The sequence below is a fragment of the Brevibacillus sp. LEMMJ03 genome, assembly GCF_007197875.1.
GTDB classification, from domain to species: domain Bacteria; phylum Bacillota; class Bacilli; order Brevibacillales; family Brevibacillaceae; genus Brevibacillus; species Brevibacillus thermoruber.
The window spans coordinates 17,720-38,666 of the sequence record NZ_VKJN01000025.1; the positions used below are offsets into that span (position 1 = coordinate 17,720).

19 protein-coding genes are annotated in these 20,947 nt (G+C 58.1%); all 19 read left to right on the forward strand.

Features of this window, described 5'->3' with window-relative positions; translation table 11 throughout:
• Positions 1-190: 190 nt before the first annotated feature.
• The 19 genes from FOI68_RS21070 (at position 191) to FOI68_RS21160 (ending at position 20,886) form a co-directional block, all read left to right on the forward strand.
• Positions 191-529, forward strand: coding sequence for a TlpA family protein disulfide reductase (locus tag FOI68_RS21070; RefSeq protein WP_143864209.1), 339 nt, complete (start codon positions 191-193; stop codon positions 527-529).
• 9 nt (positions 530-538) lie between these two features.
• Entirely contained in the window at positions 539-1,231 is a 693-nt protein-coding gene (locus FOI68_RS21075; protein ID WP_143864210.1) for an ABC transporter ATP-binding protein, read from the forward strand.
• Entirely contained in the window at positions 1,228-5,382 is a 4,155-nt protein-coding gene (locus FOI68_RS24125; protein ID WP_143864211.1) for an FtsX-like permease family protein, read from the forward strand. Before FOI68_RS21075 ends, FOI68_RS24125 begins: the two co-directional genes overlap by 4 nt.
• A 278-nt stretch (positions 5,383-5,660) precedes the next feature.
• Positions 5,661-6,176: a sigma-70 family RNA polymerase sigma factor gene (locus FOI68_RS21085; protein ID WP_143864212.1), complete on the forward strand. Its 516-nt coding sequence runs from the start codon at positions 5,661-5,663 to the stop codon at positions 6,174-6,176.
• A 154-nt stretch (positions 6,177-6,330) separates the two neighbouring features.
• Positions 6,331-7,029 (forward strand): response regulator transcription factor, encoded by a 699-nt coding sequence (locus FOI68_RS21090; protein ID WP_143864213.1) that lies wholly within the window; start codon positions 6,331-6,333, stop codon positions 7,027-7,029.
• Positions 7,026-8,042 carry a sensor histidine kinase gene (locus FOI68_RS21095; protein WP_143864214.1) on the forward strand — a complete coding sequence of 339 codons (1,017 nt, stop codon included), beginning with the start codon at positions 7,026-7,028 and terminating at the stop codon, positions 8,040-8,042. Before FOI68_RS21090 ends, FOI68_RS21095 begins: the two co-directional genes overlap by 4 nt.
• Positions 8,043-8,135: 93 nt before the next feature.
• A complete protein-coding gene (locus FOI68_RS21100) occupies positions 8,136-8,906 on the forward strand; it encodes an ABC transporter ATP-binding protein (RefSeq protein WP_029100864.1) in 771 nt (256 codons plus the stop codon).
• The gene (locus FOI68_RS21105; protein WP_143864215.1) at positions 8,881-10,779 is read left to right on the forward strand and encodes an ABC transporter permease; all 1,899 of its coding nucleotides are present in this window, start codon (positions 8,881-8,883) and stop codon (positions 10,777-10,779) included. The genes FOI68_RS21100 and FOI68_RS21105 overlap by 26 nt, the downstream gene beginning before the upstream one ends.
• Before the next feature lie 307 nt (positions 10,780-11,086).
• Positions 11,087-11,563, forward strand: a complete 477-nt coding sequence (locus FOI68_RS21110; RefSeq protein ID WP_029100862.1) for an Lrp/AsnC family transcriptional regulator — start codon at positions 11,087-11,089, stop codon at positions 11,561-11,563.
• A 66-nt stretch (positions 11,564-11,629) separates the two neighbouring features.
• Positions 11,630-13,180 carry an ABC transporter substrate-binding protein gene (locus FOI68_RS21115; RefSeq protein ID WP_143864216.1) on the forward strand — a complete coding sequence of 517 codons (1,551 nt, stop codon included), beginning with the start codon at positions 11,630-11,632 and terminating at the stop codon, positions 13,178-13,180.
• Positions 13,181-13,211: 31 nt separating this feature from the next.
• Positions 13,212-14,168 (forward strand): ABC transporter permease, encoded by a 957-nt coding sequence (locus FOI68_RS21120; protein ID WP_029100860.1) that lies wholly within the window; start codon positions 13,212-13,214, stop codon positions 14,166-14,168.
• On the forward strand, positions 14,168-14,998 hold the full coding sequence (locus FOI68_RS21125) for an ABC transporter permease (RefSeq protein ID WP_029100859.1): 831 nt from the start codon (positions 14,168-14,170) through the stop codon (positions 14,996-14,998). The genes FOI68_RS21120 and FOI68_RS21125 overlap by 1 nt, the downstream gene beginning before the upstream one ends.
• Before the next feature lie 18 nt (positions 14,999-15,016).
• Complete coding sequence (locus FOI68_RS21130) at positions 15,017-15,991, forward strand: ABC transporter ATP-binding protein (protein WP_029100858.1); 975 nt, start codon at positions 15,017-15,019, stop codon at positions 15,989-15,991.
• Positions 15,988-16,971 (forward strand): ABC transporter ATP-binding protein, encoded by a 984-nt coding sequence (locus FOI68_RS21135; RefSeq protein ID WP_029100857.1) that lies wholly within the window; start codon positions 15,988-15,990, stop codon positions 16,969-16,971. The genes FOI68_RS21130 and FOI68_RS21135 overlap by 4 nt, the downstream gene beginning before the upstream one ends.
• A gap of 21 nt (positions 16,972-16,992) precedes the next feature.
• Entirely contained in the window at positions 16,993-17,574 is a 582-nt protein-coding gene (locus tag FOI68_RS21140; RefSeq protein WP_029100856.1) for a chromate transporter, read from the forward strand.
• A complete protein-coding gene (locus FOI68_RS21145) occupies positions 17,571-18,101 on the forward strand; it encodes a chromate transporter (protein WP_029100855.1) in 531 nt (176 codons plus the stop codon). The genes FOI68_RS21140 and FOI68_RS21145 overlap by 4 nt, the downstream gene beginning before the upstream one ends.
• A gap of 28 nt (positions 18,102-18,129) precedes the next feature.
• Positions 18,130-19,740: a gamma-glutamyltransferase family protein gene (locus FOI68_RS21150; RefSeq protein WP_035298848.1), complete on the forward strand. Its 1,611-nt coding sequence runs from the start codon at positions 18,130-18,132 to the stop codon at positions 19,738-19,740.
• 227 nt (positions 19,741-19,967) lie between these two features.
• The gene (locus FOI68_RS21155) at positions 19,968-20,159 is read left to right on the forward strand and encodes a hypothetical protein (protein ID WP_029100853.1); all 192 of its coding nucleotides are present in this window, start codon (positions 19,968-19,970) and stop codon (positions 20,157-20,159) included.
• 274 nt (positions 20,160-20,433) lie between these two features.
• The gene (locus tag FOI68_RS21160) at positions 20,434-20,886 is read left to right on the forward strand and encodes a prepilin peptidase (RefSeq protein WP_255433765.1); all 453 of its coding nucleotides are present in this window, start codon (positions 20,434-20,436) and stop codon (positions 20,884-20,886) included.
• The last annotated feature ends 61 nt before the right edge of the window (positions 20,887-20,947 follow it).

A 20,947-nucleotide genomic window follows, 5' to 3' on the forward strand; every position in this document is an offset into this window, starting at 1 on the left:
GGAAGCGGAAAAGGAGGCCTTCATGAAGGCGACCTCCTTTTTCCTCTCTTTATGAGCAGGCACATACTTTCATGTGGGGGATGAAATGATTTTTACTTCTTATATCGTCTTGGCTTTGGCATGAGGGATCTGCAAAGGAGACAAAGCGCCTTTTTTCCGGGAAAGGGATCAGCATGGGCAAATCGTAAAAATGCCGGATGAACAAGAAAAAAATACGTTGATGGTATTTACAAACGATATGTGCGGAACATGCAAACACGTGATAACAGAATTAGATCATGTAAAAAGACATTACACCGATCTCAGAATTATTGTTGTGTCCAGTCCAATCTACTACGAAGAAGGCTTGCAGGTGCCAGATGGTGTTCATCTCATTCGTTCGGATGAGCTTATGAATACATACCTGATTCATTCGGTGCCAACCGCGATGCTGATCGACCGGGAAGGAATCATTTTAGCCACCCAATCCGTTTCCAGTTACGAGAATATTATGGACATGATTGGCTTATCGGCCGAAAAAGTAAGCTAGGGTGAACCAATGAGTACAGCCATTAAACTTGTGGACGTAGAAAAAACCTACCATGGTGACGGAGTGGTTACCCGAGCGCTCCAATCCGTCACCTTGACGCTGGACAAAGGACAATTTACGGCAATTCTCGGCCCCTCAGGGTCGGGAAAAACGACATTGCTTACCCTGATCGGCACGCTTGACCGACCGACGGCTGGAACAATCAGATACGGTGACGTGGACGTTCTGGCGTTGAAGGGGAAGCGAATTGCCGATTTCCGCTTTGAGCACATCGGGTTCGTGTTCCAACAATTTCATCTTCTTCCTGCGTTGACGGCGCTGGAGAACGTGATGGCACCGCTGTTTTCGCGAAAGGTTTCCTATGACAAAAAAGCGAGAGCCCGGGAACTTTTGGCCTGGGTGGGGCTGGAGGCCAAGAGCGATGCACTGCCGTCCCAATTATCGGGCGGGGAACAGCAGCGCGTGGCGATTGCCCGCGCGTTGGTCAATCGTCCGGACTGGCTGCTTGCCGATGAACCGACCGGCAACCTGGATACGAAAAACAGTGAAAACATCGTGAAACTGCTGAGAACCTATCAGCAGGAGCACGGTAGCGGCATCGTCTTTATCACGCATGATCAAACCCTAGCCGATCAAGCGGATCGGATCATCGAGATGCGCGATGGGCGAATCGTGTCCGATTCCGGGAGGGAGACGGGATGATTCGGTTCATTTGGACACAGTGGTGGCGTCACCCCGAACGCTTTCTCCTGCTGCTGGTCGGGATGTTGGCCGTCAGTTCCGTTCTCAGTTACTTTATCGGCGTTACGGAGAGCAGCAGCGGCACGACCCAGGACATCTTGCAAAAACGCTGGAAGGCGGCCTATCATCTGGTGGTTCGTCCCCCGGATACACGCAGTGTCACGGAACGGGACGGGCTATTGGAACCCAACTATCTGAGCGGTCTGCACGGGGGAATCAGCCTCGCGGATTACGAGGCGATCAAAAGAATGCCGGAAGTCGAAGTTGCCGCACCGCTGGCCCCTGTCGGATACGACACGACTGTTTTCTGGTTTGGGAAGATCAGCAAGCCAGAACAACCGGGAATCTATCGACATGTTGTGGAAGTATATGCCGACGATGGCGTACAACCCAATCTAATGATGCAACAGACAAGGTATTACACGGTCGGCCCTTGGGGCATGCCGACCGATTGGGAGCAGGCGCTGCGTGACTATGGGGTGGAAACATGGATACTAGATATGGGCGGAGGAATCAATCCACTGCTGGTTGTTGGCATCGATCCGCAGGCAGAAGCGGCGCTGGTCGGATTGGATCAAGCCGTGTTGCCGATCGGGAAAAGCCGGTATTTTACGGAACAGGACAAAGTGACAACGATAGATGCGGGAGACGGACGAAAGGTGATGAATGTGCCCATCCTGATGAGCAGCAGAATGGACAGCGACCTGCAGGTTATTTACAGGTACGAACGATTGGATCTCCCGTTTGCGACGAGTGAAGATGCCAACCGGACGATGGAAGAGGTGAAGAAGAACGGAGGGGTTTCCTATCTGCACCAACAAAAAAGCGCTGGAGAACGGCTGGAATATGTGTTTGACTCCCGGCAGATGCACCAATTGATTCTGGCCAGTTTGTCGGGCGTGGACCCTGAAACGGGAAAGCCTTTTTCACGCTATGATCACGGCGGCCAGTCGGCCGCTCTCGCCGGACTATTTTTGGAAAAGCCTTCTTCGCTTTCCCTGCGGAAAGTGAGCAGTCCTTACCCAGAGCGCTGGCCTTACGGGTACGAGGCGATACCCGTGCAGCCCAATATTCCGGCAGAGCTTCAGACATACTTCTTATTAATGAAGCCCGAGCGTTATCCCAACTCCTTTCGCTCCACCCAATTTTTTGTTGATTGGAAGAACAAGGATATAACCCCTTACTGGATAGGGTTTTACGATCCCGAGAAGTTACGTATTTCCAAAGAACCTGACAGCGAACTGCCCATGGAAACCTATCGGCCCGCTACTGGGCGGTTGGTGCTAGACAAAGACGACAAACCATTAAACCCCCCGGTACAGGTGAAACCGACTAACAATCCGTTTGGCCTTCTTACCAGTCCACCTCTGCTGTTGACTACCTTGGAAGCGGCAGCGGAGTTGTTGGGTGACAAACCGATTGCCGCGATTCGGCTGAAGGTAAAGGGAGTGCAGGAGGTAAGTGAAGAGAATAGGGAAAAATTAGAATTATTGGCGAGAGAGATCGAAAACAAGACAGGATTGATCGTCGATATCACCCTGGGATCGTCTCCTCAGCCCGTTCTCGTTCACATCCCGAAAAACGGGACATACGACGAGTTGGGGTGGATGGAGCAGTTTTTTATCAAGCTTGGGACGGCTTTTACCCTGGTTCAGGAGACAAAGCTGGGCTTTTCCGGGGTGATTGGTATCGTGATGCTCGTAGCTGTTGCCTACGTGTTCGCCACCAATCTGGTTACGCTGTACGCCCGGATAGACGAGTTCGGTCTGCTGCTTGCTGTCGGCTGGCGGCCCGGACGCGTGGCGGGCATGATGTTTGTCGAGGCGGCCCTGTTGGGGGGAGGGGCCGCGCTGGTTAGCTGGGCAATCGCGGGATTTGCTGTATGGCAGCAACAAGCTGCGGTGCCGGTGTGGCGTATTCTTTTCATTGGTTTGTGCGGTCTGGTCATTTATGTGCTGGCGGCGATTCCGGCTGCATGGCTAGTTCGCAAGATACCGCCGCACGTGATCATGCGGTATGGCGAGATGCGTCCCGTTACTCGACGGACCGTACGGGTGAAGGGAACGTTTTCTCTGGCCTTGGGCCATTTGTTGGCAAGGTATCGCCGCTGTCTGTTGTCCGTCTTTGCCATGGCAGTGCCCACCTGCTTTCTGGTCTTTTATGAGTTTGTCACGAACCGCCTGCAGGGAGTTCTGTACACGTCGTGGCTGGGGCAGTATGTGGCCGTTGAGATCGGGGATGCCCATTACATCGCGATGATACTCGCCTTGGCACTGGCTGTGCTGACAACGGCGGAGATCATGTGGCAAAACGTCATGGAACGAAAAGCGGAACTGCTTTTACTCAAGGCCGTCGGTTGGCGCAGCGGGGCTATTTTTCGCCTGATCGTATGGGAAGGGGTGATGTGCGGACTCCTCGCTTCCGGATGCGGGCTGGCTTTGGGATATGCCTTGATTGCGTGGATGTACCGTCAGTTGCCCGGCCTCGATGTCCTATGGCTGATGGGGGTCGGCTTGATTCCGATTTTGGCTGCCGTCCTCGGTGCTCTTTTCCCGGCGGTAATGGCCATTCGCCTAAGGCCGGCCGCAGGCATTCGCGGATCACAACGAAATCGTCAGCGTACGGAACGGAAGCTGCAGTTGACGATTGCTGTGCTGCTGGTTTCCAGCCTGTTAGGAGCCGCAGCCGGCACGACCCGATTGTGGCAGATGTATCCCCGGCAGGAGGCAGATACATCGATTTCTGCATACGTACCCAATCAGTCAACAGGGGACAGCGCCAAAGAAAGACCGGGCAAGGTTGGCGATCTGGCCGGATTTGATCCCCGTCCGGTTCCAGACGGGAGCAAAGGAACGTACCAGTTGGCATTTCACATGGATCAAAGCGGGAAGTTTACGGCTGAGGCGACGATTGTGGTGGAGAACCGTTCACCGGATACCTGGGATCGCTTGCTGTTTTACTTTATTCCCAACGCGTTTACCAACGCCAACAAGCCCCATACGGTAAAGGACGCGGCCGACGTGAAGATCGTCAGCCTCCACCTGGATCAGCAGAAAACGGATTACCAGCTTACACATGATACGCTCACCATTCCCCTGACGGAGGGGATGGCACCGGGCGAAAAGCGGGAAGTACGGATCTCGTACACGTTTACGGTCCCGAAGGACGGAATTCGTTTCGCCAGGAAAGGGCATCGCTATTACCTGGCCCAGGCCTATCCCATGCTGGCCACGTACCACAACGGATGGAACAAGCAGGATTTCCGGATCAGCAGCGAATCCTATCATACGGGTCACGCCGATTTTACCGTTTCCTACCACATTCCTACAGGGTATCTGTTCGTCAGTTCGTCTGATCAAGATCCGGTTGAAGCGACAGAGACGGGGCAGGTGACCATTTCTCGCGTCAGAGAAGTGTTTGCTGCGGTCGTAAACGGCCTCACCTGCGTTTCCGACACCGTAAGCGGAGTACAGATTCGCGTGTTTGGCGAGGAAGTGAACAGGGGGAAAATGGAGGCAGCACTCGCAACCGCCAGGGAGGCCGTGCCGTTTTTTATCAACAAGATCGGCAGCTATCCCCATCGGCAACTGGACATCATGCTGGACGATGGCGCCAGTATGGAGTATCCCGGCATCGTAACCGTCGCTCCGCAAGACGACCTTGCATCATTGAGGAAAACGGTCGTTCACGAGATTGTTCATCAATGGTTCTACGCCGTTGTGGCAAACGACCCCTATCACGAGGGCTGGCTGGACGAGGGCATCACTGAATTCGCGGTCTCTCTGTTCTTTCTTGGTCACGACAAGATGACAGAGGAGGAGGTTTTCGCTCAAGCCAACCGGGCTGCCGTCATTGCTGGTGAGAAGCCGTCCAATCTGCCGCTGGACCAGTATGACGGCGAAACCTACGGAGCGTTTTACGCCGTTCCGTCACTGCGGCTGTGGGAGTTGGTCTCCACGTACGGCGATGTGGAAGAAGGCTGGCGTTTTCTTCGCGCGTATTACGAAAGATATTCCTATCAACAGGTGGACACCAAGGAGTTTATCCGGTTTGCGACGACCTATTTCTCGGTGAAAGAGACGTATTTTTCCTCCTGGCTCAAACTGCGGTAAGCATGAAACATGGCTGGACGATTGCTACACTTACCGTTAGGCTCAAACCGAGCGAACGTACATTCAACCTTACCTCCGTTCTGAGGTAAGGTTTCAAACGTGAAGACAAAGGGCCTCCCCGCCGTCTTACTCCCGTTCATATCGTAACCGTGCGGTTCTCTCCCCACCTTACAAAAATGTAAGGTTCTTGAAATGTAACGCGATGGTTCGGGCAGCCGCCTGCTTTTACAATAAAGACAAATCATTCGGAATTCTTGATGAGGAAACGGGAGAAAACCATGAACACCACACGCACGCATGAACAATGGAATCATCAGCGCATTTACGAAGAGTATTCCGCCCACATTCACCGGTATTTCCGCTATCGCGTCAAAAACGTCTGGGACGTGGAGGATTTGACGACCACCGTGTTTGTCAAGGTGTACGCCAAGCTGGACCAGTACGACAGGCGGCATCCGTTTGGCGCCTGGATCTTCCGCATCGCCCACAATACCCTGGTCGACTACCTGCGCAAAAAGCGGGAGTGCCCGGTCGACACCGAGACGTTTGCGGCGATGAAGGCGAACGACAAGCTGCCGGAGGAGCGGCTGCTGAACCGGGAATCCCATGACGCGCTGTGGAAAAACGTGCGGACGCTGTCTGCGGACCAGCGCCGCGTCATCTCGCTGCGCTACCTGGCCGACCTGAGAATGAACGAAATCGCAAAAATCCTGGGCAAGTCGGAAGCGTCCGTGAAGATTTTGCACTTCCGCGGCATCCGCAAACTGCAGCAGCTAATGGCTGCCCAAGGATAGGAACCCACCGAGGGATGGACGACAGCGCCATCCCTTTTCTTTCGTGTGTCCGCGCATCGCGGGGGCGAATCCGGGCGGGGGCCCGTCCGCTACTGCCGGCGGAACTCTTTTGGTATAGTACAACATAGGGAGTATGAGAGCGAGGAGTATGCCGATGTCGACGATCATGATTGTGGAAGACGATCCAAAAATCACGAAGCTGCTGCAAAACCAGTTGGAGAAATACGGCTATCACGCGGTCACCATCGAACACTTCGACCGGGTGATGGAGGTGTTTGCCGAGGTGAAGCCCGACCTGGTGCTCCTGGACGTGAACCTGCCCAAGTATGACGGGTTTTACTGGTGCCGGCAGATCCGGCAGGTGTCCAACTGCCCGATTCTGTTCATCTCCGCGCGGGAGAGCAAGATGGACCAGGTGATGGCGCTGGAGAACGGTGCCGACGATTACATCACCAAGCCGTTTGACTACGACGTGGTGCTGGCGAAAATCCGCAGCCAGCTTCGCCGCGCCTACGGGATGTACGCCGTCCAGGAAGGGGAGCGGACGGTGGAGGCGGCCGGGCTGAAGCTGTTTCCGGAGAGGATGGAGCTGGTGATGCACGACAGGAAAGTGGAGCTGAGCAAAAAAGAGGCGCTGCTCTTGGAGGCGCTGATCACCCAGTACCCGCGCGTCGTCAGCCGCGAACGCCTGCTGGAGAAGCTGTGGGACGAGCAGTTCGTGGACGAAAACACGTTGAATGTGTACATTACGCGCGTGCGCAGCAAGCTGAAAGACCTGAACCTGGACGGAGCGATTGAGACGGTTCGCGGCTCCGGCTACCGCCTGCGGGCCACCTGGGAGGACGGGCGATGAGGCTGTTTTGGAAAGACCAGCTCGTCTTTCTGGTGTTTTTCTTTGTCCAGTTGGCGCTGCTCGTGCTCATCTTTGCGCTGGACGGGTACTGGAACCCTTCGCTGATCAGCTACGCGGTGTTTCTGTGCGCGTTTTTTGCCGGCAGCTACCTGGTCGTCCGGTACCTGCTGAACCGGCCGGTCTACCAACGGCTGAGCCATCCCGTCCAGTCGCTGGACGAGCTGAACCAGCGGCACGGCAACGCCGCCCTGGGACGAGCGGTCGACCAGACGTTTCAGGAGCTGTACCGGCTGTTCAAGGAGCAGCTCCACGCCTACGAAACGAAGCAGCGGGAGTACACGACGTTTATCCAGCAGTGGGTGCACCAGATGAAGACGCCGATCTCGGTCATTCACCTGCTGCTGCAGGATGATCCCGATCCGCGGGCGGAAAGCGTCCGCGAAGAGGTGGACCGGATCAAGCGCGGGCTGGAGACGGTTTTGTACATCGCCCGGCTGGACCGGTTTGAACAGGATTTTCTCATCGAACCGGTCTCGCTTAGGCAGTTGGTCCAGGCGGTGGTGTCGGAAAACAAGCGGCTGTTTATCCGCAATCAGGTGTATCCCGAAGTGAAGGTGGACGAGCGGCTTGCGGTGGAGTCGGACGAGAAATGGCTGTCGTTCGTGCTCAATCAACTGCTGACCAACGCCGTCCGCTACTCCGCGGGCAAAAGCAGCAAAGTGGGCATCCTCGCCTATCCGCGCGGGATGGATGTGGTCCTGGAAGTGCGGGACAACGGCATCGGCATTCCGCCGGAGGACGTCCACCGCGTGTTTCAGCCGTACTTTACGGGGGAAAACGGACGCCGATACCCGGAATCGACCGGCATGGGGCTGTATTTGGTCAAGGAAATCTGCGGCCGCCTGCATCACGGGGTGGAACTGGAGTCAAAGGTGGGCGAGGGCACGTCGGTCCGCATCGTCTTTGCCGCCGTCGTCCCAACCTTACAAGAACGTAAGGAGGATGAAAGCTAATTCGATAGCTTGGCTGCGCGCGCTTCCGTATAGTGGGAAGGAGAGCAGGAAGACTGCACGGTTTGAAACGCTCGAACGAAAGGAGAAGCGCACATGGACATGCTGCAAGTCAGGAAACTCAGCAAAATATACGGAGGCAAGGTCACGTATCGCGCGCTGACCGACATCGATTTTACCATTCGCAAGGGAGAGTTTGTCGGCATCATGGGGCCGTCCGGAAGCGGGAAAACGACGCTTCTGAACATGATCTCCACCATCGACAAGCCCACTTCCGGGGAGGTGCTTTTGAACGGCACCAATCCCCACCAGTTGAAGGGGAGCAGGCTGGCGCTGTTCCGCCGCCGGGAATTGGGCTTCGTCTTCCAGGATTTCAACCTGCTGGACACGCTGACCATCGGGGAAAACATCATCCTGCCCCTGACGCTGGACGGCGAAAACGTACGCGTCATGCAGGAGAAGCTTGAGACCGTGGCGGCCAAATTGGGCATCAGCGACATTCTGGACAAACGCACCTACGAGGTGTCGGGCGGCCAGCGGCAGCGGGCAGCCATCGCGCGGGCGATCATTCACTCGCCGTCGCTCCTTTTGGCGGACGAACCGACGGGCAACCTGGATTCGAAAGCCTCCCGCAGCGTGATGGAGACGCTGGAGGCGATCAACAAGAACGACGGCACGACGATGATGATGGTCACCCATGACCCGCTGGCGGCCAGCTACTGTCACCGCGTGATCTTCATCAAGGACGGCCAACTGCACAACGAGATGTACCGGGGAGAGAGCCGGCAGGCGTTCTTCCAGAAAATCATCGACGCCCTGTCGCTGTTGGGAGGGAACGCGCATGACCTTTCGACAATTCGCGTGTAACAACGTCTCCCGCAACAAGCGCACCTATGCCGCGTTTTTCCTGAGCAGCGTCTTTTCCGTGATGATTTTCTTCATCTATGCGATGTTTATCTTCCATCCGGAGATTGAGAACGGGGAGATTAACGCCAACGTGGCCAAGGGCATGATGGTGGCCGAGTACATCATCTACCTGTTTTCGTTCTTTTTTCTGTTTTACTGCGTCAGCGCCTTTTTGAAAAAGCGGGAGAAAGAGTTCGGCATCCTGTTCATGCACGGCATGACCCGCTGGCAGCGCAACGTGCTGATCTTTATGGAAAACCTCATCATCGGCTCGCTGGCGATCGTGTTCGGCATCGGCCTGGGGATGGTGCTGGGCAAGCTGTTCTTCCTGTTTGCCGGCTTTTTGCTGGATGTAGAGGCGCTGCCGTTTTACCTGCCGCTCAAGGCGATTGCCTTGACGGTGGTCGCGTTCCTCTTCCTGTTTGTCGCCATCTCCGTGTGTATCGTCCTGTTTTTGAAGCGGAGCAACCTGCTGGAACTCCTGCAGGGCAGCCAGCGGCCGAAGCGGGAGCCGACCGCGTCCGTCTTTCTCTCGCTGTTGGCGGCGGGACTGCTGGGGACGGCCTACGCTCTGGCGCTTTGGGCGGAAGGGACGTACGTCCCGGTGCTGCTGCTGCCGGTCAGCGCGCTGACGATTGCCGGAACCTACCTGCTGTTCACGCAGTTGAGCGTGTTCATCATCCGGCTGTTGAAGCGAGACCGCCGCGTATACTGGAAGCGCACCAATCTGGTGACACTTTCCGACCTGGCGTACCGGATGAAGGACAACGCGCGGATGTTTTTCCTCGTCTGCATCGTTTCCACGGTGGCGTTCTGCGCGATCGGGACGCTGGCGGCCCTGGCCGGTTCGATTCAGGAAACGGTGGTCAAGACCAATCCGTTTGCGTTCGAATATCATTCGATGGCGGAAAACAAGCAGGAACAGCAGCATCTGGCCATGATTGAAACGGCGCTGAGAGAAGGCGGCTTTCCGTTTGAAAAGTACGCCCTGACGGTTCGCTACCTGCCCGTCCCGACCAGCGAGGACGAGCGGGACGCCTCGGTCGCCGTGGTGAAGCAGTCCGATTACAACCGCTTTGCCCGCGCGGCTGGCGCGGAGGAAGTGACGGTGGGAGATCGGGAAGCGGTCTACTTCCCGCGCTGGCCGGACGAGAAGCTGATCGAGAGCGGGACGCTGCAAATCGGGAACGTACGGCTGCAGCCCAAAGGGGTGGAGGGATTTCCCCTGCTCCCTTCGCTCACCGGCGGGCCGATCGCCGTCGTGCCGGATGAGCTGTATGATCGGGCAAAACCGGTGGCGGAGCAGCACAGCTATGGGTACGTCGTGGACAACTGGAAGGAGACGAAGGAGATTGGCGAAAAGCTGGAACAGGAACTGGGCGACGGACGTACCAGGTCGTATTCCCTTTCCGCCCGCGCTCCGCAGTACTACATCTTGAAACAGATGGCCAACACCGGCCTGTTCATCGGCCTCTTCGTCGGCGTCCTGTTCTTTGTCGCGGCGGCCAGCTTCCTGTACTTCCGCCTGTACACCGACCTGGAAAACGACAAGCGGCAGTACGGCGCCATCACCAAGATCGGGCTCTCCGAACAAGAGCTGTCCAAAATCGTCACGACGCAAATTGCCCTGCTGTTCTTCGCTCCCATCCTGGTGGCGATCGTCCACAGCGCCGTCGCGTTTGTGTCGCTGCAGAGCATGCTGAAGCTGATGCTCATCGCATCGGTCTTCAAACCGACGGTGATCGTGCTGGCAAGTTTTGTGCTGGTGCAATTCGTCTACTTCTGGATTATCCGCAACCGCTACCTGTTCCACTTGAAAAAAGCGGTGTTATAGAAAGCGGCCTGCGCAGATCCCGCGCGGCAGGAGGACCCTGCTGCCCGGGATCTTTGTCGTTGGAGGGAAGCCGGGCGTGGCCCGTGATGCGGCTGCGCGAAGCTGGATGAATATGGCGAAACAGCATATGTTTTCAGAAAGTATATTGAAAATGCTGTGTAGAAGAAATTTTGAGAAAACTATTGCACTTAGGTGAGAATCGTATTATAGTATCTAAACATAGACGATATTCGTCGGAAAATTTATTTTTATTGCCGCAATAGGTAATGACTTACAGGAAATCTGGTCGAAAAAAGGTAGGGGAGTTATGGAAGAGAAATATCATCGCTCACTGTATTCCCAACTGGACGATTTGGATTACGCCATCGCCCGCGCGCTGCAGGACAATGCGCGGCTGCCGTTTACGCAGATCGCCAAGGAATTGGGCGTCACGGAAAAGACCGTGCGGATACGCGTCCAGCAGATGCAGGACGAGGGCGTGCTCAGCCTGGTAGGAATCGTCAACCCGGTCAAGGCCGGAATCACGGTGCAGTCGCTGATCCAGGTGGCCGTCGAGGCGGACAAGCTGGACGACGTGGTGGCGGAACTGCAGGACATCTACGAGGTCAGGCTGGTCGTGCTGACCACGGGCGATTACCAGTTGATGATCCAGGTGTTGAACCGCGATTACGAAGAATTGTCGCAATTTTTAATGAATAAGCTCAACAAAATCAAGGGCATCACCAAGGTCAACGTCATCAACGAACTGAAAGTGCTGAAATCGCGCTTTCGCTTTATCCGCTGAAGACAATCGTTCCTGGCAGCAGGAGCGGTTGCCATATACATTCAACAAAAAGGAAGGGGAGGACTTATGTTATCGAAAAAGATGGGCAAAACGCTGCTGGCAGCGGTCTTGGGAACAGCGCTGCTGGCCGCCGGTTGTGGAGGAGGTGGCGGCAGTCAGACGGGGACCGCTCCGTCCGCCAGCACAGGCAAAAAAGTGATCAATATCGGGTTGAAAGCCGATCCGCCGACGCTCGATCCGAGCACCTCCACCGCGCTGGTCGACCGCATGGTGTACGCCAGCATTTACGACAAGCTGTTTGACATCGATCCGAGCGGCAAGATCGTGCCGATGCTGGTCAGCTCGTACGAAGTGTCGCCGGACGGCAAAACCTACACGCTCAAGCTGAAAGAGGGCGTCAAGTTCCACGACGGCACCGACTTTGACGCGGAGGCGGTCAAGTTCAACTTCGAGCGCAACATGAACGGCGAAAAGTCCAGACGCAAAAGCGAGCTGAAAGTGGTGGACTCCGTCACGGCCGTTGACAAGCACACGGTCAAGATTCAACTGAAGGAGCCGTTCGCGCCGCTGCTCTCCATCCTGGCCGACCGCTCGGGGATGATGGTCTCGCCGGCGGCTGTCAAACAGTACGGGGACGACTTCCTCAACCATCCGGTCGGCACCGGGCCGTTCGTCTTCGTCGAGCACGTCAAAGGGGACCACGTGACGCTGAAGCGCAACGACAACTACTGGAACGGCAAGGTGAACGTGGATGAGGTCACCTACAAGGTGTTCACCAACGGCACGGCCAAGGTGCAGAACCTGCGCTCCGGCATGCTGGACATCATCGACGAGGTGCCGGTGAAGGAGATTCCGGCGATCAAAGGAGATGCCAACCTGCAGTTGGTGGCCGAACCCAGCATGGGCTACATGGGCTTCTATCTGAACAACAGCAAGCCGCCGTTTGACAACAAGTACCTGCGCCAGGCCGTGGAGCGGGCCATCGACCGGGAAGCCGTGGTCAAGGTGCTGTTCAACGGCTACGCGCTGCCGGGCCGTTCGCCGTTTGCGCCGGGCAACCTGGCGTACAGCAGCGATCTGGACAAGCCGGTCAAGCCGAATCCGGATGAGATCAAGCAGCTTCTGGCCAAAGGCGGCAAGCCGAACGGATTCAGCTTCAAGCTGAACATCGCGACCTCGACGGAGAACGAACAGTTCGGCGCCGTGATCCAAAACATGCTGAAACCTTACAACATCAACGTGCAGTTGGAAAAGTTGGAATTCGGCCAATTGATCGAAAAAGGGGACAAAGGCGACTTCGAGGCGCTCAACCTGGGCTGGTCCGGACGCCAGGACCCCGACCAAAACTTCTATGATTTCGTCGTCACCGGCACCCCCAACAACGACGGCCGCATCAGCATTCCGAAGCTGGACGAGCTGGCCGCCAAGGCGCGCGTGGAGCTTGACGAAGCGAAGCGCAAGCGGATGTACGAGGAGGCGGTCAAGATCCTGCAGGAAGAAGCGGGCTACGTCTACGTCTACCACCAGTACAACCTGCTGGCGATGAGCAAGAAGATCAGCGGCTTTACCTACGTGCCGGACGGCCTGATCCGCACGGCGACGCTGGACAAGCAGTAACCGACACACCGTAGTACGGGGAGGAATTGTCATGATGTTTGTGGTGAGACGCCTGCTGCTGACAATCCCGATTCTCCTTCTGGTGTCGATCATGACGTTCTCCTTAATCCACTTGATCCCGGGCGATCCAGCCCGGGTCATTTTAGGACAAGAGGCGACACCGGAGGCGTATCAGGCGCTGCGGGCCGAATTGGGGCTGGACAAACCGATTGTGGTCCAGTACTTTTCCTGGCTGGGCAAAGTGCTCCAGGGAGATCTGGGCATGTCGATTACCGACCGCGTGCCGGTCTCCGAACTGATCATGCAGCGGCTGCCGGCCACCGTGGAGCTGACCATCGGCACGTTTCTCGTCGCGCTTCTCATCGCGTTTCCGGCCGGCATCCTGGCCGCCGTGCGGCGGGGAACGTGGATCGATTACACCAGCACGTTTGCCGCGTTGGGCGGCATGAGCATCCCCAGTTTCTGGCTGGCGATGATGCTGATCATTTACTTCGCCGTGGAAAATCAATGGCTGCCGTCTTCGGGCTACGTGCCGTTCAGCGAAAACCCGGCGCAGAACATCATGGCGATGATTCTGCCCTGTCTGGCCACCGGCCTGCGCGAATCGGCCGTCTTGATGCGGATGCTGCGCTCGTCCCTGTTGGAAGTGGTCAACATGGACTTTATCCGCACGGCCAAGGCCAAGGGGCTGAACGAGGTGCGCACCGTGCTCGGCCACGCGCTGCGCAACGCACTCATTCCCGTGGTCACCACCTCCGGTCTGATGATTGCCGGCCTGCTGGGCGGGCTGGTCATCACCGAATCGATTTTTTCCATTCCGGGATTCGGTCGGCTGATCGTGGAATCGGTGTTTAAGCGGGATTACGTCACGGTCCAGGGAGCCATCCTGGTGTCGGCCATTCTGGTCGTGGCGGTAAACCTGGTGGTGGACCTCCTGTACGCTGTCATCGATCCGCGCATCAAGGCGGGGAAAGGGGCGGAAGGATAATGAACGCGATGCGAAAATTTGTGCGCAACGGCCTGGGCGTTCTCGGCGGGTTGATCATCCTCTCGCTGATCGTCGTCGCCATCTTCGCGGAGCAGATCGCCCCCTACGATCCCAACGCGCAAAACTACGACAAGGTGCTGATGCCGCCCAGCGCGGAGCATCCGTTCGGTACGGACGATCTGGGACGGGACATCTTCTCCCGGGTCATCTACGGCTCCCGCATCTCGATTGAAGCGGCGGTCATCTCCGTCGGCATCGCCATGCTGATCGGCGTGCCCATCGGCCTTTTGTCCGGCTACTACCGCGGCTTCTGGGACGAGTGGATCGTCATGCGCACCGTGGACGCGATGCAGGCGTTTCCGTTTCTGATTCTGGCGCTCGCCATCTCCGCCGTGCTCGGCTCCGGCTTCGGCAACGCCATGCTGGCGATCGGGATCGGCTTTTCCCCCGCCTTTGTCCGCATTACGCGGGGACAGGTACTGTCGCTTCGCAACATGGAGTACATCCAGGCCGCCCGGGCGGTGGGCGTCAAGGACAGCCGGATCATTTTCCGCCACATCCTGCCCAACGCGCTCAACCCGATCGTCATCCAGGCCACGCTGGCGATGGCGGCGGGGATTCTGGCGGAAGCCTCGCTCTCCTATCTGGGGCTGGGCGTACAGCCGCCGACGCCGTCCTGGGGCAGCATGCTGAATCAGGCCCAGACGCTGATGTCCGTCGCGCCGTACGCCACCTTTTACCCCGGCATGGCAATCTTCCTGGTCGTGCTCGGCTTCAACCTGCTGGGCGACGGTCTGCAGCAAATACTAGATCCGCGGGTGCGGAAATAAACTGGGGAGGAGAGCCTCATGACGACCATACTGGAAGTGGAACAACTGAGAACGCGGTTTCGCACGGAAAACGGCGTCGTCAACGTGGTCGACGGCGTCGACTTCTCCATCCGCGCCGGCGAGACGCTTGGCGTCGTAGGCGAATCCGGCTGCGGCAAAAGCGTCACCAGCCTCTCGATCATGCGCCTGCTGCCGCCCAACGGCAGGGCGGAGGGAACGATCCGGTTCAACGGCACCAACCTGCTGGAGCTGTCGGAAAAAGAGATGCAGGCGGTGCGCGGCAACGAAATCTCGATGATCTTTCAGGAGCCGATGACCTCGCTCAACCCGCTGCACACGGTGGGCAGGCAGATCGAAGAAGCGATCCTGCTGCACTGGAAAGTGAGCAAGGCGCAGGCCAAGGAACGGGCGATCGCGATGCTGAAAGCGGTGGGCATGCCGCGCGCGGAGGAGATCTACGGGGAGTACCCGCACCAGCTCTCCGGGGGGATGCGGCAGCGCGTGATGATCGCGATGGCGATGGCGTGCGACCCCAAGCTGATCATCGCTGACGAGCCGACGACGGCCCTGGACGTGACGATCCAGGCGCAGATTCTCGACCTGATGCGGGAACTGAAGGAGAAGACGGGCACATCGATCATGCTGATCACGCACGATCTGGGCGTCGTCGCCGAGATGTGCGACCGCGTCATCGTCATGTACGCCGGGCAGGTGGTGGAGGAGACCGACGTGGAGACGCTGTTTGAACAGCCGAAACACCCGTACACCATCGGCCTGATGAGATCGATTCCCGAGCTGGACGAGGAGCGGGAGTACCTGGACACCATCCCGGGCGCGGTGCCGCTGCCCAACCAGATGCCGAAGGGCTGCCGGTTTGCCCCGCGCTGCGCGCAGGCCATGCCGATCTGCCACGAACAGCCGCCCGAGCTTTTGCAGTTGGACGGCCACAAATGCCGCTGCTGGCTGTACGCGGAAGGGAGGGATGAGGCATGAAGCCGCTGTTGGAAGTAAAAGGGCTGCAGAAGCACTTTCCGATCAAGTCCGGCTTTTTCAAGAAAACGACGGGATACGTGAAGGCCGTCGACGGCATCGACCTGCAGGTGTTTCCAGGAGAGACGCTGGGCATCGTGGGCGAGTCGGGGTGCGGCAAGTCGACCACCGGCCGGACCATTTTGCGGCTGCTGGAACCGACCGCAGGGGAAGTCTGGTTTGACGGCAAGGATCTCGCCAAGCTGTCCAAGGAAGAGATGCGGCGCATGCGCAAGGACCTGCAGATGGTCTTTCAGGACCCGTACGCCTCGCTCAATCCGCGCATGACGATCAAGCAAATCCTGATGGAGTCGCTGGAGGTGCACAACATCGGGACGCGGGAGGAACGGCTGAAAACCATCGAAGAGATCATCGAGATCGTCGGTCTTCGCAAGGAGCACCTGAACCGGCATCCGCACGATTTTTCCGGCGGCCAGCGGCAGCGCATCGGGATCGCCCGGGCGCTGGTGGTGAAGCCGAAGCTGATCATCGCGGACGAACCGGTGTCGGCGCTGGACGTCTCGATCCAGTCGCAGATTCTGAACCTGTTGAAAGATCTGAAAAAAGAGTTTAACCTGACCCTGATGTTTATCTCACACGACTTGTCGGTCGTCAAACACCTGTGCGACCGGGTGGCCGTCATGTATCTGGGGCGGGTGGTGGAAATTGCCGACAAGCGGACGCTGTTCGACAATCCCAGCCATCCGTACACGCGGGCGCTGCTGTCCGCCGTTCCCGTGGCCAAACCGCGGCAGAAGCGGGAACGCATCCTGCTGACCGGCGACCTGCCCAGTCCGGCCAATCCGCCGAGCGGCTGCACGTTCCATCCGCGCTGCCCGCATGCGACCGACCTGTGCAAGACCAAAGCGCCGAGCCTGACCGATATCGGGGGAGGACAGTTCGTCTCCTGCCACCTGGTACATGCAGGCGAGCTGGCGACCTGACGGCGGGACGGAGGCATTCAGATGATCTACTGGCAGTTGTTTCTCGCGTTTTTTCGCATCGGCATTTTCGGCTACGGCGGCGGCCCGACGATGGTCCCCCTGTTTTACGCCGAGTGCGTGCAGAAGTACAAATGGGTAAGCGAAGAGGACTTTACCGACAACCTGGCGCTGGCCAACGCCCTGCCCGGCCCGATCGCCACCAAGCTGGCAGCGTTTATCGGGTACCGGGTCAAAGGCTGGAGCGGCGCGCTGGTGGCCAACTGCGCGGTGGTGCTGCCCATCGTGCTGGTCATGATCGCGCTGCTGCAGGTGATTTACCAGTGGAAGGACGCGCCCGGCGTGTACGGGATGATTCAGGCGATCCAGCCGGTGATCGCCGTCATGACCGGCGTGCTGACCTGGGAGTTTTTGCAGAAGGGCTGGCAGGGAGCGGGGAACAAGAGCGGCGTCGCCCTCATGCTGGTCCTGTCGCTGGTGGCCCTGCTCTTCCTTGACCTGCACCCCGGCATTGTGGTGGGCATTGCCCTGGCCGGTTCGTTTGCCTATTCCACCTGGGTGCTGCGGAAGCGGAAAACGCCGGGCGGCAAGGAGGGGGCGGCATGATTTACCTGCAGTTGTTCTGGGCGTTTTTTATCTCCAACATTCTCGGCTACGGCGGCGGGCCGCCCAGCATCCCGCTGATCCAGAACGAGGTGGTCGACCACTATCACTGGATGACGATGAAAGAGTTCGGGGAGGTGCTGGCGGTCGCCAATGCCCTGCCCAGTCCGATCGCCACCAAGCTGGCGGGTTACGTCGGCTACCAGGTGGCCGGCGTGCCGGGGGCGACGGTCGCGCTCTTGGCGACAATCGCGCCGACGGCCATCGCCATGATCCTGCTGCTGAACTTCCTCAACGTGTTTCGCAACGCGCCGCAGGTGAAAGCGATGACGCAATCGGTCCGTCCGATTGTCACCGTGCTCTTGGGCACGATGACGTACGAGTTTTTCCTCGGAGCCGTGGAGGGCATCGGCTGGATGCAGACCGGCATCCTGGCCATCGCCTCCTTTCTCCTGCTGGAAAAGTGGAAGCTGAACCCTGCGCTTGTAATCGCCCTGTCCATGGGTTACGGGTTTTTCTTCATCGGCTAACGATTACAGTTGAATCGGAGGTATACGTATGACACACTTTGACGCAATGGAGTACCCGTACGCGTCCCGGCGTATGACGACGTATGCGAAAAACGGCATGGTGGCCACCTCTCAGCCGCTTGCGGCGCAGGCCGGATTGGACATCTTGAAAAAAGGAGGGAACGCCATTGACGCCGCGATCGCCACGGCCGCCTGCCTCACCGTGGTGGAACCGACGGGGAACGGCATCGGCAGCGACGCGTTTGCGCTGGTCTGGACCAACGGGGAACTGCACGGGCTGAACGCGAGTGGTCCCGCGCCGCAGGCCATTTCCATCGAAGCGGTGAAGGCGAGAGGGCACGAAACCATGCCCACCTACGGCTGGATTCCGGTTACGGTGCCGGGGGCACCGGCGGCATGGGCGGAACTGTCCCGCCGTTTCGGCCGCCTGCCGCTCGCGGAAGTGCTGAAGCCGGCGATCGAGTACGCGGAAAACGGCTACCCGCTTTCCCCGACGCTGGCCCGCTACTGGGCGATCGCCTACAACAAGTTTTCCCAGGTGCTGAGCGGTGAGGAATTTGCCCCCTGGTTCTCCACCTTTGCTCCGGACGGTCGGCCGCCGAAAGCGGGCGAGATCTGGAAGTCGCCCGGCCATGCCGAGACGCTGCGGCAGATTGCCGAGACGGGAGCGGAAAGCTTCTATCGCGGCGAACTGGCGGAAAAAATCGACGCGTTTTCCCGGCAGTGCGGCGGTTTCCTGCGCAAAGAGGATTTGGCCGCCTACCGGCCGGAGTGGGTCAAGCCGATCAGCGTCAACTACCGCGGCTATGACGTCTGGGAAATTCCGCCCAACGGCCAGGGCCTGGTGGCGCTGATGGCCCTGAACATTTTGAAGGGGTTTGCGTTTGGGGAAAAAGAGACGGTTGACACGTACCACAAGCAGATCGAGGCGATGAAGCTGGCGTTTGCCGACGGGTTCCGCTACATCACGCAGCAGGACAAGATGAGCGTGACCGTCGAGGAGCTCCTGTCCGACCGGTACGCCGACGAGCGGCGCCGCCTGATCGGCGAGCGTGCGCTCACGCCGGAGCCGGGCGACCCGCGCTCCAGCGGGACGGTCTACCTGGCGACGGCCGACGGGGAAGGCAACATGGTCTCGTTCATCCAGAGCAACTACATGGGCTTCGGCTCGGGCATCGTCGTGCCGGGAACGGGCATCGCGCTGCAAAACCGGGGCCACAACTTCTCGCTCGACCCCGCCCACGACAACCGCCTGGAGCCGGGGAAAAAGACGTACCACACGATTATCCCGGGCTTTTTGACCAAGGACGGCAAGGCGGTCGGACCGTTCGGTGTGATGGGCGGCTTCATGCAGCCGCAGGGGCACGTGCAGGTGGTGATGAACACGATCGATTTTCACCTCAACCCGCAGGCCGCGCTGGACGCCCCGCGCTGGCAGTGGCTGGAAGGGAAAACGGTGGAGGTGGAGCGCCACTTCCCGGAACATATCGCCCTCGCCCTGGAACAAAAGGGGCACCAGATCAAGTGGGGATCGTTTTCGAGCAACTTCGGCCGCGGCCAGATCATCTGGCGGGACGAAAACGGCGTGCTGATCGGCGGCACCGACATGCGCACGGACGGCTGCGTGGCCGCGTGGTAAGCGTTTGAGGCAGGCGAGAACCGGCAGTTAACAGAAGACAGACGAAGATCGCGTGAGGCGATAACAGGAATGCCAAAAGAACTATACCGTTCTTTTGGCATTTTTGCTATATTTTTCTTGTTCTTGGCAATGGTGAATGAGGCTGTCTGTCGGTACCGTCACAGAGAGCAGGGCGTTTGTCGTTGAAGGGAGGCAGGCTGCAAACTCATGGAAAGGGTGCAGGGATCTTGAGTGTAGGCCTTTACATCGGACTGATCGTGTTCAACTCTTTTCTGACAATCTTGGTGCTGCCCGGATTTGTGCGAAATTGGAAACGGCTCAAGACCCATGCGATGAAAGGCCGAGCCATTGCCGCGGCATTCACCGTAATCTGGCTGTGGCTGTGCATTCTGTACCAGACCGCTGTCTACCTAAGGTAGCGGTGCAGCGGTGAACCAATCGCGCCGATGCGCATCACCGCCCAGACCTTGTTTGTCATCTACCCGTACCGATTGAAACACCCCGGTTTTTCTCCACCATCCCCCCGACCATTCGTCGAACCGCCGGGCTGTCCGCCCTTCCTGCAGCCGGACGCGAAAAACGTCCCTGGGTCTTTTCGACCAAAAATTTTTCAAACCTTGCAACCTTTTCCTGACAAATTCCGTCGATGATGGTGAAAACACCCACCCCAAATAATGGGAAGGAGGGCATGGATTGCTGTCCCCGTTCGTGACCGTTCCCGTTTTTCTCATCATGGCCGTGTCCGTCTACACCGACCTGCGCCGACGCATGATTTACGACTGGCTCACGCTGCCGGGGATCGCGTACTTCCTCATCTTTCATGCCATCGCCCACCCCGGTCAATGGGTGACGTATGCGCTGGGCGCGATCGTGTTGGGCGGGATCTCGCTTGGCATGGCTGTCGTCAGCAGCGGCCAACTGGGGGGAGGGGATATCAAGCTGTTTGCGCTTGTGGGCTCCGCCGTGGGGTGGCAGGCCGGGCTGCTGATCATGGCCCTTGCCTACATCATCGCGGGATTTGTCGCCATTCCCCTGTGGGCCATCGGAAAAAGATGGGCGGCAGTAGGAAAATGGAAAGAGGTTCCGCTGGCTCCGTTCATAGCGGGGGGGACGATTCTCTTATACCTGACAGCAGCCGCTGTCTGATCCACCCCGGGGAGACGGCCGTGTTGCGGCAAATATTTTCCTTATTTTGTAACTTACAAAT

Excerpts from the sequence above, each read along its gene's own strand:
- FOI68_RS21095 (WP_143864214.1), top strand. The coding sequence starts at position 7,026 with ATGAGGCTGTTTTGGAAAGACCAGCTCGTCTTTCTGGTGTTTTTCTTT.
- FOI68_RS21130 (WP_029100858.1), top strand. The coding sequence starts at position 15,017 with ATGACGACCATACTGGAAGTGGAACAACTGAGAACGCGGTTTCGCACG.
- FOI68_RS21150 (WP_035298848.1), top strand. The coding sequence starts at position 18,130 with ATGACACACTTTGACGCAATGGAGTACCCGTACGCGTCCCGGCGTATG.
- FOI68_RS21085 (WP_143864212.1), top strand. The coding sequence starts at position 5,661 with ATGAACACCACACGCACGCATGAACAATGGAATCATCAGCGCATTTAC.
- FOI68_RS21140 (WP_029100856.1), top strand. The coding sequence starts at position 16,993 with ATGATCTACTGGCAGTTGTTTCTCGCGTTTTTTCGCATCGGCATTTTC.
- FOI68_RS21105 (WP_143864215.1), top strand. The coding sequence starts at position 8,881 with ATGACCTTTCGACAATTCGCGTGTAACAACGTCTCCCGCAACAAGCGC.
- FOI68_RS21125 (WP_029100859.1), top strand. The coding sequence starts at position 14,168 with ATGAACGCGATGCGAAAATTTGTGCGCAACGGCCTGGGCGTTCTCGGC.
- FOI68_RS21110 (WP_029100862.1), top strand. The coding sequence starts at position 11,087 with ATGGAAGAGAAATATCATCGCTCACTGTATTCCCAACTGGACGATTTG.
- FOI68_RS21115 (WP_143864216.1), top strand. The coding sequence starts at position 11,630 with ATGTTATCGAAAAAGATGGGCAAAACGCTGCTGGCAGCGGTCTTGGGA.
- FOI68_RS21075 (WP_143864210.1), top strand. The coding sequence starts at position 539 with ATGAGTACAGCCATTAAACTTGTGGACGTAGAAAAAACCTACCATGGT.
- FOI68_RS24125 (WP_143864211.1), top strand. The coding sequence starts at position 1,228 with ATGATTCGGTTCATTTGGACACAGTGGTGGCGTCACCCCGAACGCTTT.
- FOI68_RS21090 (WP_143864213.1), top strand. The coding sequence starts at position 6,331 with ATGTCGACGATCATGATTGTGGAAGACGATCCAAAAATCACGAAGCTG.
- FOI68_RS21135 (WP_029100857.1), top strand. The coding sequence starts at position 15,988 with ATGAAGCCGCTGTTGGAAGTAAAAGGGCTGCAGAAGCACTTTCCGATC.
- FOI68_RS21100 (WP_029100864.1), top strand. The coding sequence starts at position 8,136 with ATGGACATGCTGCAAGTCAGGAAACTCAGCAAAATATACGGAGGCAAG.
- FOI68_RS21070 (WP_143864209.1), top strand. The coding sequence starts at position 191 with ATGCCGGATGAACAAGAAAAAAATACGTTGATGGTATTTACAAACGAT.
- FOI68_RS21120 (WP_029100860.1), top strand. The coding sequence starts at position 13,212 with ATGATGTTTGTGGTGAGACGCCTGCTGCTGACAATCCCGATTCTCCTT.
- FOI68_RS21145 (WP_029100855.1), top strand. The coding sequence starts at position 17,571 with ATGATTTACCTGCAGTTGTTCTGGGCGTTTTTTATCTCCAACATTCTC.